Source organism: Romboutsia timonensis, from assembly GCF_900106845.1.
Lineage (GTDB): Bacteria > Bacillota > Clostridia > Peptostreptococcales > Peptostreptococcaceae > Romboutsia > Romboutsia timonensis.
Genome location: NZ_LT629850.1, coordinates 718,087 through 731,736, shown reverse-complemented (window position 1 = coordinate 731,736; position 13,650 = coordinate 718,087). Strand labels below are relative to the sequence as shown.

At 26.0% G+C, this 13,650-nt stretch carries 11 protein-coding genes and 2 pseudogenes; 4 read left to right on the top strand and 9 right to left on the bottom strand.

Going from position 1 to position 13,650, the window contains the following annotated elements; all coding sequences use genetic code 11:
- Positions 1–818, bottom strand: an 818-nt coding sequence (locus tag BN7997_RS06115) for an IS982 family transposase (protein ID WP_195906799.1), incomplete at its 3' end; no start/stop codon positions are given.
- A 129-nt stretch (positions 819–947) separates the two neighbouring features.
- On the opposite strand from BN7997_RS06115, the gene BN7997_RS06110 reads away from it, so the two are divergent.
- Positions 948–2,093, top strand: coding sequence for an AraC family transcriptional regulator (locus BN7997_RS06110; RefSeq protein WP_071119962.1), 1,146 nt, complete (start codon positions 948–950; stop codon positions 2,091–2,093).
- 169 nt (positions 2,094–2,262) lie between these two features.
- Here the strand turns inward: BN7997_RS06110 and BN7997_RS06105 are convergent, their stop codons facing one another.
- Positions 2,263–2,583: a class II fructose-bisphosphate aldolase gene (locus BN7997_RS06105; protein ID WP_330385890.1), complete on the bottom strand. Its 321-nt coding sequence runs from the start codon at positions 2,581–2,583 to the stop codon at positions 2,263–2,265.
- Positions 2,584–2,590: 7 nt separating this feature from the next.
- Here BN7997_RS06105 and BN7997_RS06100 point away from each other — a divergent pair, with 7 nt between their 5' ends.
- Positions 2,591–3,244 (top strand): helix-turn-helix transcriptional regulator, encoded by a 654-nt coding sequence (locus BN7997_RS06100; protein WP_143023179.1) that lies wholly within the window; start codon positions 2,591–2,593, stop codon positions 3,242–3,244.
- 169 nt (positions 3,245–3,413) lie between these two features.
- Here BN7997_RS06100 and BN7997_RS06095 read toward each other — a convergent pair whose 3' ends face one another.
- From BN7997_RS06095 to BN7997_RS06065, 7 genes and pseudogenes are all read right to left on the bottom strand, one after another.
- Entirely contained in the window at positions 3,414–4,289 is an 876-nt protein-coding gene (locus tag BN7997_RS06095) for a tagatose bisphosphate family class II aldolase (protein WP_071119959.1), read from the bottom strand.
- Positions 4,290–4,437: 148 nt separating this feature from the next.
- The gene (locus BN7997_RS06090) at positions 4,438–5,379 is read right to left on the bottom strand and encodes an IS982 family transposase (protein WP_071119283.1); all 942 of its coding nucleotides are present in this window, start codon (positions 5,377–5,379) and stop codon (positions 4,438–4,440) included.
- A gap of 147 nt (positions 5,380–5,526) precedes the next feature.
- The gene (locus BN7997_RS06085; protein ID WP_083335022.1) at positions 5,527–6,717 is read right to left on the bottom strand and encodes an SIS domain-containing protein; all 1,191 of its coding nucleotides are present in this window, start codon (positions 6,715–6,717) and stop codon (positions 5,527–5,529) included.
- Between the two features lie 240 nt (positions 6,718–6,957).
- Positions 6,958–7,842 (bottom strand): transposase, encoded by an 885-nt coding sequence (locus tag BN7997_RS06080; RefSeq protein WP_071119958.1) that lies wholly within the window; start codon positions 7,840–7,842, stop codon positions 6,958–6,960.
- Between the two features lie 321 nt (positions 7,843–8,163).
- A pseudogene (locus BN7997_RS06075) lies at positions 8,164–9,570 on the bottom strand (IS1182 family transposase); the annotation flags it as partial.
- A pseudogene (locus BN7997_RS06070) lies at positions 9,565–10,349 on the bottom strand (transposase); the annotation flags it as partial. The pseudogenes BN7997_RS06070 and BN7997_RS06075, both read right to left, overlap by 6 nt.
- Positions 10,350–10,484: 135 nt before the next feature.
- The gene (locus BN7997_RS06065; RefSeq protein WP_071119956.1) at positions 10,485–11,318 is read right to left on the bottom strand and encodes a helix-turn-helix domain-containing protein; all 834 of its coding nucleotides are present in this window, start codon (positions 11,316–11,318) and stop codon (positions 10,485–10,487) included.
- A 165-nt stretch (positions 11,319–11,483) separates the two neighbouring features.
- Between BN7997_RS06065 and BN7997_RS06060 the strand changes: the two genes are divergently transcribed.
- Together BN7997_RS06060 and BN7997_RS06055 are read left to right on the top strand one after the other, a co-directional pair.
- Positions 11,484–12,854, top strand: a complete 1,371-nt coding sequence (locus tag BN7997_RS06060) for an MFS transporter (protein WP_071119955.1) — start codon at positions 11,484–11,486, stop codon at positions 12,852–12,854.
- A 20-nt stretch (positions 12,855–12,874) separates the two neighbouring features.
- On the top strand, positions 12,875–13,636 hold the full coding sequence (locus BN7997_RS06055; protein WP_071119954.1) for an alpha/beta hydrolase: 762 nt from the start codon (positions 12,875–12,877) through the stop codon (positions 13,634–13,636).
- Positions 13,637–13,650 lie beyond the last annotated feature (14 nt).

Below are 13,650 nucleotides of genomic sequence, written 5' to 3'. Positions count from 1 at the left end.
GATTTACTTTTAACCTTATTTAAATTTAATTGTTCTGTTAATTGAGAAAAACTAGTTTCTATCCTTCTTCTAACTTTGAATAATAGTTGTCTTACTTCTTTTGGATAGTTATCTCTACTATTTTCCCTTTTTAAGAATAGTAAATCTATATCTCTTTCACTTTTTAATTCAGTCGTTAGCCTTTTGTTAATATATCCTTTATCTCCGATTATAGAGATAGATCTATATTTATCGCATAAATCCCATACCACATTTCTATCATCTATGTTTGCTGGAGTTATAACATAATCAGTTAAAAATCCATCTACAGTAGTAAGCGCATGAAATTTAAATCTGAAATAAGTTTCTTTTTTAGAAGCGCATCTTCCATAGGAGGCTTCGCCTTTGAAACATTTACTAAAACGAGCTCTTCCAAACTCACATACAGGAATAGGCATACTATCTATAACTCTTATATTGTTAGAGTAAAGTTGCATAAATTCAGATATATATCCTCTTATTTTAGATATTACTAAATGTAAATTTCTTTTAGTTCTATTAAATCTAGTTCTATCTCCTAATCTTGGAAATAGTTCTTTATATTCTCTTTTTAATAAACTAAAAAATGATTTCTCTGAGTCAATAGTTAAAAGTTCTCCAACTATACTAATAGTAATTATCTCACTATCTGAAAGTTTGCTATCCTTAATATTACGTCTATTCCTTATACCAATAGGTATAATTTCATTGTATATATCATCTATAATTACAAAAATATTTGTAAACAAATCTGTTAAATTTTCTAACTCCTGGATATAATAATTATTAAGCTCCAACATCATATAGTAAACCTCCTTTAAATTAGTATTAATAATCTTAGGTTGCTATATTTGTTGGAGTTTTATTATTGAAAAAATTAACTAGCACAACGAGTTAACTTAATAATTAAGTATTTACGGAGGGATATAATGTTTATTAAAACAAGTAATCCAGCTTTTAAAGATTTTGGGGATATAATTTATGATGATATGGATTTTAGTTCAAGCCATAAAATAAATTTAAATAATAAGTCCATTGATAATCTTAAGTTAGTTACAAATGATTATACTTTTATTAAAGTTACAAAAGGCGTTGTGATGATATTAGTATCTTTTGATAGTAATAATATAAAATCTTTTATAATAAATCGAAGCTTACATATAAAAAAAGGAATATATTTTAATCTTATATCAATTTCAGATGAAGCTAGTGTTGAAGTATTAACAAATACTGAATTTAAGTCTATTAAGTTAGATAATCCTTTTAATTACTCTAATATATCATCATCATTAGATATTAGTGAGATATACACTAAATTTTATCAAGAAAAAGGTACAAATTATAATTTTTCAGGAGAAAAACATTCTTATTGGGAACTTACTTATGTTGATAAAGGTGAATTATTAACTACAATTGATGGAGTGTCTTATCATCTAAAGCAAGGTGATTTAATATTTTATGCTCCAATGCAATTTCATACTCAATCAACATTTGAAAAAATTAGTAGCTCTTATTTAACCATAAATTTTAAAATGAATTTTAATCATGCTGATTTACTTTGTAATAAAATTTTTTCTCTTAAAAGAGATTCTTATTTTATAGTAACAAAACTTATAGAAGAACTTTCTAATGACAATTTATACAGTAATGATTTATCTCTTTGCTATTTAAAACAACTTATTATACAAATGCTTAGACTTGATAATTCATACTTCCATTCTAAGCCTACTACTCATATGCAACAAACTTATGAAAATGAGTTATTAAATGATATACTTTTATACATTGATAATAATATTTACGAAAAAATTTCTGTAAGTACTTTATGTGATCATTTTTGTATAAGTACTTCTATGCTACATTCCTTATTTAGAAAAAATATGAACAATACCGCAAAAAATTATATAAATGAGCTTAAATTAAGTAAAAGTAAAGAACTTATAAGAAACTCTACCCATACACTTAGTGAAATATCTGAAATGCTTGGCTTTTCTTCTATTCATTATTTTTCAAAAAAATTTAAATCATATTTTAATATTTCACCTACTGAATACTCTAAATCTATTTATAATTAAAAAGTAAAGGGTATCCAAATTTTTATTTTAGATACCCTATTATCTTTAAGAAAAATAAATTTTTAAGCAACATATTTTTTTAATAGTATATTTTCTATCTTATTTTTAAATTCTTTAATATTGTAAAGACAAACTGCGTAAATCTTAATATAAAGTATCTATTGCTGGATTAAAGGTTATAATTGCAATTATATGCTTTGTTCTCACTTTTACACATTTTTATCTTTTCAACAACAACATCATACATTGCTTTCTTTGCTGGTACTAAATATTGTCTTGGATCTGAAGCCTTAGGATTTTCATTAAAATATTCTTTTATTGCATTTGAGAATGGTATTTTAAGCTCAGTTGCTATATTAACTTTACATATACCTTTTTCTATGGCACTTTGTACTGCATCATAAGGAACTCCTGATGCACCATGAAGTACTAAGGGTATATCTACCATACTTCTTATTTTTTCAAGTCTATCAANATTATTAACTACAATTGATGGAGTGTCTTATCATCTAAAGCAAGGTGATTTAATATTTTATGCTCCAATGCAATTTCATACTCAATCAACATTTGAAAAAATTAGTAGCTCTTATTTAACCATAAATTTTAAAATGAATTTTAATCATGCTGATTTACTTTGTAATAAAATTTTTTCTCTTAAAAGAGATTCTTATTTTATAGTAACAAAACTTATAGAAGAACTTTCTAATGACAATTTATACAGTAATGATTTATCTCTTTGCTATTTAAAACAACTTATTATACAAATGCTTAGACTTGATAATTCATACTTCCATTCTAAGCCTACTACTCATATGCAACAAACTTATGAAAATGAGTTATTAAATGATATACTTTTATACATTGATAATAATATTTACGAAAAAATTTCTGTAAGTACTTTATGTGATCATTTTTGTATAAGTACTTCTATGCTACATTCCTTATTTAGAAAAAATATGAACAATACCGCAAAAAATTATATAAATGAGCTTAAATTAAGTAAAAGTAAAGAACTTATAAGAAACTCTACCCATACACTTAGTGAAATATCTGAAATGCTTGGCTTTTCTTCTATTCATTATTTTTCAAAAAAATTTAAATCATATTTTAATATTTCACCTACTGAATACTCTAAATCTATTTATAATTAAAAAGTAAAGGGTATCCAAATTTTTATTTTAGATACCCTATTATCTTTAAGAAAAATAAATTTTTAAGCAACATATTTTTTTAATAGTATATTTTCTATCTTATTTTTAAATTCTTTAATATTGTAAAGACAAACTGCGTAAATCTTAATATAAAGTATCTATTGCTGGATTAAAGGTTATAATTGCAATTATATGCTTTGTTCTCACTTTTACACATTTTTATCTTTTCAACAACAACATCATACATTGCTTTCTTTGCTGGTACTAAATATTGTCTTGGATCTGAAGCCTTAGGATTTTCATTAAAATATTCTTTTATTGCATTTGAGAATGGTATTTTAAGCTCAGTTGCTATATTAACTTTACATATACCTTTTTCTATGGCACTTTGTACTGCATCATAAGGAACTCCTGATGCACCATGAAGTACTAAGGGTATATCTACCATACTTCTTATTTTTTCAAGTCTATCAAAATCTAATTTTGGTTCACTTTTATAAAGTCCATGTGCTGTACCTATTGCAACTGCTAACGAGTCTACTCCTGTAGCTTTTACAAATTCTACTGCTTCATTAGGATCTGTTAAGAAAGAGTCTTTTTCATCTACCTTTAAGTCATCTTCTACTCCTCCTAATTTTCCAAGTTCTGCTTCAACTGTTGCTCCATACTTATGTGCATAATCAACTATGTCTTTAACTATTTCTACATTTTTTCTAAATTCATACTTTGATGCATCTATCATAACCGATTTACATCCAAGCTTTATTATTCTTTTTATATCTTCTACATTTTCGTGATGGTCTAAATGAAATGTAAGAGGTATATTGTTTATCTCGCTAGCTTTTTCTATTATAGCTAGTAAGTAATTTTCATCTGCATATTTTACAGTTGATGGTGTTGCTGCAAGTATTACTGGTGATTTTAAATCACGTGCAGCATCTAATACAACTTGAATTGTTTCTAAATTGTGTATATTAAAGGCAGGTACTGCGTAACCCTCCTCTTGTGCTTTTATTAGCATTTCTTTAGTTGATATTAAACTCATATTAAAATTACCCCCTTTAGTTATTAAAATTCATTTAACTATTTTTAATAACTTATTTAATCTATTGTGCTAGTTAAAATTTTTCCAAATAAAGTAAATTGCTTTTCGCAAAAAATAATACCTTATTATAGGTTGGTATTTGTAAATTTTAACCAAATACTAACCTTTTTATTTTAGCTATAGAATCATAATTTCCCATAAGTTTATTTATTAAAAATGAAATATTATGAGCTAAAACTTTTATCGAAGTTCTAGTTATAAATCCTAGCATTGATTTACTTTTAACTTTATTTAAATTTAATTGCTCTGTTAATTGAGAAAAGCTGGTTTCTATCCTTCTTCTGATTTTAAATATTAGTTGTCTTATTTCTTTTGGATAGTTATCTTTGCTATTACCTCTTTTTAAGAATAATAAATTTATATCTCTTTCACCTTTTAACTCAGGCGTTAGCCTTTTATTGACATATCCTTTATCACCTATAATAGAAATAGAATTATATTTATCACATAAATCCCACACTGTATTTCTATCATCTATGTTGGCTGGAGTTATAACATAGTCAGTTAAGAAACCGTCTACTGTAGTAAGTGCATGAAACTTAAATCCAAAATATGTTTGTTTCTTTGATGGACATCTACCATAAGAGGCTTCGCCTTTAAAGCACTTGCTAAAATGAGCTCTACCAAACTCACATACAGGAATAGGCATGCTGTCTATAATTCTTATATTATTAGAATACGCTTGAATATATTCTGAAATATATTCTCGTATTTCTTTAATTACAGCATGTAGATTTCGTTTAGTTCTATTAAATCTAGTTCTATCTCCTAATTTAGGAAATAGTTTTATATATTCTCTGCTCAATAAACTAAAGAATGCTTTTTCTGAGTCAATAGTCAGAAGTTCTCCAACTATACTTATAGTGATTATTTCACTATCTGAAAGCTTACACTCCTTAATATTACGTCTATTTCTAATGCTTATAGGAATAATATCGTTGTACACATCATCAACTATTGTATAAATTATAGTAAATAAATCAGTTAAATTTTCAATTTCTTGGATATAATAATTATTAAGCTCCAACATTATAGTAACCCTCCTTTAGATTAATGCTACTAATCTTAGGGTGCTATATTTGTTGGAGTTTTATTATTGTAAAAATTAACTAGCACAACGAGTTATTTATATAAAATCAAAATTCCCAATATATTTATCTATTTTCAAGTTATATACTTATACTAACTCGTGTAATATTACCCCTTGAACTACTCTGTTTACTTCACCTGTTGGACACGGATTATCTGGTGTTATACCTAAATTTACTGACTTTAAGAATGATAACATTTGCCCAAATATTATTTGTTGAAGTGGCAATAATACTTCATTCTCAACAGTGTAATTTATATTCTCAACATTAAATACATAGTCAGCTTTATTAAGTATATCCTCTTCTATGTTATCCCCAATTATTACTACCTTGTCATTTTTCTTATGAGCTAACATTTCTTTAGCTAAATCTAAGTCATATTGTCTTGTATATTCATCATTAGATATATAAATTACACTAACAGTTTCATCATCTACTACAGACTTTGGACCATGTCTAAACCCAAGTGGAGTATCATAACTTGCATTAACTTTACCCGCTGTAAGTTCTAATACTTTAAGGGCACTTTCTCTTGCTATCCCCTTAGAAGTTGATGAACCTAAATAAACTATTCTTTCAAAGTCTTCATTAGAAAGGCTTGTAACTTTTTCTATATTATTTTCTATAAAATCATTTACTGAATTACTTAATTTATCTACATCACTTGAGAAATTTTCTATATTATTTATATTAAATACTGCCATAGCATTTAAAACCATAGTCGTGAAGCTACTAGTCATTGCAAATCCTAAGTCATTAGTTTGAGGTGGCATTAAAAGAAGTAAACTTTTTTCATCATTTACTGTGTTTTTTGCTAATTTTCCATTTTCATTACAAGTTATTACTACTTGATATAAGTCATCTACTAATTGTGTAGCAAGATTAACTGCATGAACACTTTCTGGAGAATTACCTGATCGTGCAAAAGATACTAAAAGTGTTGGTATGTCTTTTATAAAATAGCTTTTAGGGCTTGCTACTAAGTCTGTTGTAGCTATAGCTTCTACTCTTTTATTTAGTAAACTTGTTAAATATGGCTCACAAACTTCACCTGCAAAAGCTGATGTTCCTGCTCCTGTTAATATTATTCTAAATTCCTTTTTAGATAAGAAAGAATCTATAAAAGATTTTATTTCTATTTTATTTTTTATTAAGTTTTTAACTGATTCTCTCCAAGTATCTGGTTGTTGTATCATTTCTTTAGCAGTATTTAAACCACTACAATCTTCTAATTTTGAGATTTCTAATCCTAATAATTTACTTATAACTTTTTCCATTATTTACTCTCCCTCTCCATTTATTACACTAATATTGTATCTATTTCATCTTTATATGTATTTGTAATTTCGTATCTATAATTTGCTTTTTTGTATTTGATATTTATTGTTATTTAATATGATATATATTTTAAATATGTAGCTATGCTAATAAATTTTTAAAATATGGTCGAGAAATTTATTATGTAATTATAAGTAAATTTATAAAATAGAAAAAGTCCCTTAATTTTTAAGGGACTTTCAGATTGTAGACAAAATAGCCATTTTTAATTTATATAAAATGGCTATTTTCTTTTTTATGAAGTTTTTTAATGATAAAATACTAAAAATAGGCGTAAGCCTTAATTTATTAGAGCTATCTTTCCACAGCCAATTGGCCATTTTTTTCAAGTTCATGCATGAGAAAATAAGGCTTATCTCCATATTAATTTTCGACAAACCTCTCAATTTTGTATATCTCATACCATGTTTCTCTTTTGCATCTGCAAAAACTCGTTCAATTGTTTCTTTACGCTTACTATAAACTTTTTTTACATAGGACTTATGTCTAAGATGATTTGCTTCTTCTAAATAATTTTGCCAGATATGTCTTGTAACTAGTTTTTGTTTGTTTTTGCTATTAGTACAAGTATTTAAGTATTCACAAGATTTACAATCATTTTGATTAGATTTATACTCTCTGTAACCATCTCTATTAGTAGTTAAATATTTTAAAACTTTATTATTAGGACAAATATAGCAGTCATAATGCTCATCATATACATATTCATATTTCTTAAAAAATCCTTTTTTAGTCATAGGTCTTTTATATGGAATAGCAGGAATTATACCATCATCTAAAATAGTTTTACAAATATAAGGAGTTATATATCCAGCATCTATAGCTATCGCTGTTGTATGTTGTTTACTATTATTTTTTATCTTTTGATATAAATCGGAAAAAGCTACGCTATCATGTATGTTACCAGATGTAATATGAAAATCTAATATGAAATTATTGTTATCACAAGCTGTATGCGCTAGATATGCGAAGCATTTTTCTTTTTCATTTTTGAAGAACATGCCACTATCCTTATCTGTATTACTCTCTATTTTTTCCTTTTTTTTTACCTCTTCATTTTTCACTTCACATAATGGACTTTTTCCATGTTTTAATCTATCTTCATTTATCTCTTTTTCTAGTTTTTCTTGATAATGCTTAGCTTGAATATCTACCTCTACTTTAGTATATNCACTAATATTGTATCTATTTCATCTTTATATGTATTTGTAATTTCGTATCTATAATTTGCTTTTTTGTATTTGATATTTATTGTTATTTAATATGATATATATTTTAAATATGTAGCTATGCTAATAAATTTTTAAAATATGGTCGAGAAATTTATTATGTAATTATAAGTAAATTTATAAAATAGAAAAAGTCCCTTAATTTTTAAGGGACTTTCAGATTGTAGACAAAATAGCCATTTTTAATTTATATAAAATGGCTATTTTCTTTTTTATGAAGTTTTTTAATGATAAAATACTAAAAATAGGCGTAAGCCTTAATTTATTAGAGCTATCTTTCCACAGCCAATTGGCCATTTTTTTCAAGTTCATGCATGAGAAAATAAGGCTTATCTCCATATTAATTTTCGACAAACCTCTCAATTTTGTATATCTCATACCATGTTTCTCTTTTGCATCTGCAAAAACTCGTTCAATTGTTTCTTTACGCTTACTATAAACTTTTTTTACATAGGACTTATGTCTAAGATGATTTGCTTCTTCTAAATAATTTTGCCAGATATGTCTTGTAACTAGTTTTTGTTTGTTTTTGCTATTAGTACAAGTATTTAAGTATTCACAAGATTTACAATCATTTTGATTAGATTTATACTCTCTGTAACCATCTCTATTAGTAGTTAAATATTTTAAAACTTTATTATTAGGACAAATATAGCAGTCATAATGCTCATCATATACATATTCATATTTCTTAAAAAATCCTTTTTTAGTCATAGGTCTTTTATATGGAATAGCAGGAATTATACCATCATCTAAAATAGTTTTACAAATATAAGGAGTTATATATCCAGCATCTATAGCTATCGCTGTTGTATGTTGTTTACTATTATTTTTTATCTTTTGATATAAATCGGAAAAAGCTACGCTATCATGTATGTTACCAGATGTAATATGAAAATCTAATATGAAATTATTGTTATCACAAGCTGTATGCGCTAGATATGCGAAGCATTTTTCTTTTTCATTTTTGAAGAACATGCCACTATCCTTATCTGTATTACTCTCTATTTTTTCCTTTTTTTTTACCTCTTCATTTTTCACTTCACATAATGGACTTTTTCCATGTTTTAATCTATCTTCATTTATCTCTTTTTCTAGTTTTTCTTGATAATGCTTAGCTTGAATATCTACCTCTACTTTAGTATATTTTTTCTTATTAGCACTAGCTTTTATATGTGTTGAATCTATATAGATATTAGAAGAATCTACAAATCCACATTTTGTAGCTCTCGCTAAAATTTCTTTAAATATTGATTCAAATAAATCTGTATTTTTAAATCGTCTTTCATAGTTTTTATTAAAAGTTGAGAAATGAGGAATTTTTTCAGTTAATGAGTAACCTAAAAACCATCTATACGCTACATTTACTTCTATTTCTCTAATTGTTTGCCTCATTGAAGGTATGCCAAATAAATATTGAATTAAAACTATTTTTATTAAAACAACAGGATCTATACTTGGAGCTCCTAACGGAGAGTATAAATCTTTTACTTTATCATAAATAAAACTAAAATCTATTGCATTTTCTATTTTTCTTACTAAATGGTTTTCAGGNCTTACTTTCTTATATAAATCTGAAAAAGCTACGCTATCATGTATATTTCCAGGTGTAATATGGAAATCTAATATAAAATTATTGTTATCACAAGCTGTATGTGCTAAATATGCGAAGCATTTCTCTTTTTCATTTTTGAAGAACATACCACTATCTTTATCTGTATTACTCTCTATTTTTTCTTTTTTTTTACTTCTTCATCTTTTACTTCAGATAGTGGACTTTTTCCGTGTTTTATTCTATCTTCGTTTATTTCTTTTTCTAGTTTTTCCTGATAATGCTTAGCTTGAACATCTACCTGTACTTTAGTATATTTCTTTTTATTAGCGCTAGCTTTTATATGTGTAGAATCTATATAGATATTAGAAGAATCTACAAATCCACATTTTGTAGCTCTCGCTAGAATTTCTTTAAATATTGATTCAAATAAATCTGTATTTTTAAATCTTCTTTCGTAGTTTTTATTGAAAGTTGAGAAATGAGGAATTTTTTCAGTTAATGAATAACCTAAAAACCATCTATATGCTACATTTACTTCTATTTCTCTAATAGTTTGCCTCATTGAAGGTATGCCAAATAAATATTGAATTAAAACTATTTTTATTAAAACAACTGGATCTATACTTGGAGCTCCTAACGGAGAGTATAAATCTTTTACTTTATCATAAATAAAACTAAAATCTATTGCATTTTCTATTTTTCTCACTAAATGATTTTCAGGAACTAATCCATCTAATATAACATTTATTTCATCTTCTCTAAAATTTTCTTTTCTTACAGTTAACATATTTATCACCTCATAAAGAGTATTGACAAAAATAAAAGAACGTAGACTTTGTCTACGTTCTGAAAGTCCCTTAATTTTTAAGGGACTTTTCCTATTTTATAAAAACTTTTCTATATTTTATCTTATTAAAACATGTTACTTATATTTTTTTATTTCATTATAGTATTCTTTAGGAGTAATCCCAAATTCTTTTTTAAAAACACGAAATAAATTATTATAACTACCTAAATTACAAATTTGTGCTATATCAGTAATTGACTTACCTTCTTCTATAAGCTTTTTACATAAATCTAATTTAGCTTTTACTATATATTGATGTAGTGTTGTTCCAGTTAATTTTTTAAATTCCCTAGATATATGAAATTTACTTACATAAAATTCTCTTTCTAGGCAGTCTAGTGAAATCTCCTCTGTTATATGATTATTTATATATGCAAATATATCATCAATAAGAAAAGGCGTATTTCTTTTAATTTTTTGTTTTGGTTCTGCATATATGCATGATCTAAGTATAAGCACAACAACAATCGATAGCATACTTTTAATATAAATACTATCTGCAAACTCATGCTTATTATCTTTTGAGGTAAATAATTTTTTTAATATATTTTTAATTAACATTGTTGTCTCAATATTTGCATTTACTACCCTACACTCAAAAGGTACAGTATTAAAGCTTTTGGCTAAATTAACGTCTTCATCAGATAATATATTTAGTAACTCAGCGGTAATAACCAACTCATAAATTGTAAGTGGATTATTTGATTTCGATGCAACTTCAATAATATTATTAGGACTTATTAAAATAATACTATCTTTATTTCCCTCTTGAGATTTATATCCCCATTTAATTTCACAATTACCTTCAAATATAAATAATATTTTGTAATACTCATTTGATTTAATTTGCTTACTTTTTATATTATAAAAAGTAATTTTATTTACATAATAGTTATCTTTGTATGTCATTAATATACCCCTACCTTTTTAACATATCAACTTTTGATAATTTTATATCAATTTCTGAATATAATTTTATTTTATAATATGAGACAATTTAATTACAAATAAATATTATTATTTTCTCAACTTTATTTGTAATAATTATATTTAATATTATTGTGGAGGTATATTATGCAAAGTTTTTCAATGAAAGATAAAGTTGGATATACTCTAGGAGATTTAGGTTGTTGTTGTACGGAGCAATTTAGAGCTATGTTTTTAACAGTGTTTTATACACTGGTTCTCAAAGTTAACCCCATTCATGTAGGTACAATAATGCTAATAACTAAATTTTGGGACGCTATAAATGACCCTATAATTGGTGCAATTATTGATTCTCGTAAGTCCAAACCTGGCAAGAAATTCATACCTTGGATCAAAACATTTTCAATTCCATGTGCAATATTAATGTGTATTGGATTTTTGAATGTATCAAATTTAGACTATGGATTAAAACTTGCATATATTTTAATTACATATGTTTTATATGAAGCTATGTATACTTGTGTAAATGTTCCATTTGGATCATTATCAAGCGTTATGACAGATGATGTAAATCACCGTACAGACTTATCAAGATATAGAAGTTTAGGTGGTACTATCTTTATGACTGTTATAGTTATTATTGGACCTCTATTTTTATACAAAGACAATGTACCTGTACCTTCAAACTTTTTACTATTAGCGATTATCTGCGCTTGTGTAAGCGTTTTCTGTCTACAGGTTACATCAGTATGGTGTAAGGAACGTGTGGAATTACCTCATGTAGAAAAAGAAAAATTTAATTATTTTAAAATCTTAAAGAGTATTTCTAAAAATAAAGCTTTATTAGGAGTTATTATAGCTAGTTTAATCGGTATGATAGCTGCTAGTGTTGTTAATGGACTAAATACTTATTTATTTAAAGATTATTTTGGGAATGTAAAAATAATGGCTGTATCAGGTATGTTAAGTACTGTTTATTCAATAATTACTTTTATCGGTACTAAATTTGTTGCCAATAAATTCGGAAAAAAAGAATGGTGTATGTATGGTGCAGGTTTTGCTGCTATTGTTTACGGAGTTTTATTTTTATTTCCAATAGAAAATCCTGTTTTATTTATAATAATCAATGGAGTTTGCTATATAGGTGCTTCTGGTTTCCAAATTCTTATTTGGGCTATGGTAAATGATGCAATAGATTATCAAGAATTACAAACTGGAACTCGTAACGAAAGCATAATTTATTCTACATATTCATTTTTTAGAAAACTTGCTTCCGCTTTAAGTTCTAGTTTAAGTAGCTTTATGCTTGCATTTATAGGATATAACGTACATATTTCTACTCAAACTACAGAAGTTTCTTTAAACCTTTGGAAAGCGTATACAGGAATTTATTCTGTAGGATATATGGTTGCAGTATTAGCATTACTTTTTATATATCCTTTAAGTAAGAAGAAAACTCAAGAAATGTTAAAAGAATTAACAATAAAAAGAAAAAATTCAAATATATCTAAAATATAACTAATACTAGGAGTGCAATTATGATTAAATTTACAGAAATAAAAAATAGAAAAAATAATACATTAAGAGGTATTCTTAATCTTCCTAATAATATTGAAAATCCATTTATTGTATTAAATCTTCATGGATTTGGAGGAAGTATGTCAGGATATAAATATTCACATACTCATTTATCAAGAGTTCTTGAGTCTAATGGATTTGGATGTATTAGATTTGATTTTTATGGTTGTGGTGAAAGTGATGGAGAATTTGAAGAAATGACTTTTACTGGACTTATAGAAGATACTATTGATGTTTATAATTGGTTAATTAGTTCTAAAGTAACTTCACCTAACCATATTATTTTATCTGGACATAGTATGGGTGGATATGTAGCTTCATGTGTTGCACCCAAAATTCAACCTATTGGATTAATACTTATGTGCCCTGGTGCTGGTATGTGGGATGGATGTAGGGAACGATCTGATGAATTAAAAAAACAGTCTATACAGTATGTTAATATGGAAGGTTTAAAGTTTAATATTGATTTTAATTATGATTTATACAATTATGAACCATTTTCAAATTCTAAGGGATATAACAAAGATGTATTAATTATAAGAGGTACTGAGGATAATTTAGTTGACGATGCCACTTGTCAATCGTACTTAAATTGTTACGAAAATCAAAAAACAACATATATACAAATTGAAGGTGGAAATCATAACTTTTCAAGTATAGAGGCTAGAAGTAAATGTGAAGATGCAATTATTAAGTTTTGTAGATTAGTTAGTAATAAATAAATTTGTGGGGTGAT

Bases quoted from the DNA above. Each gene is read 5' to 3' on its own strand.
- BN7997_RS06090 (WP_071119283.1), bottom strand. From the start codon at position 5,379: ATGTTGGAGCTTAATAATTATTATATCCAAGAAATTGAAAATTTAACT.
- BN7997_RS06110 (WP_071119962.1), top strand. From the start codon at position 948: ATGTTTATTAAAACAAGTAATCCAGCTTTTAAAGATTTTGGGGATATA.
- BN7997_RS06065 (WP_071119956.1), bottom strand. From the start codon at position 11,318: ATGACATACAAAGATAACTATTATGTAAATAAAATTACTTTTTATAAT.
- BN7997_RS06060 (WP_071119955.1), top strand. From the start codon at position 11,484: ATGCAAAGTTTTTCAATGAAAGATAAAGTTGGATATACTCTAGGAGAT.
- BN7997_RS06055 (WP_071119954.1), top strand. From the start codon at position 12,875: ATGATTAAATTTACAGAAATAAAAAATAGAAAAAATAATACATTAAGA.
- BN7997_RS06095 (WP_071119959.1), bottom strand. From the start codon at position 4,289: ATGAGTTTAATATCAACTAAAGAAATGCTAATAAAAGCACAAGAGGAG.
- BN7997_RS06085 (WP_083335022.1), bottom strand. From the start codon at position 6,717: ATGGAAAAAGTTATAAGTAAATTATTAGGATTAGAAATCTCAAAATTA.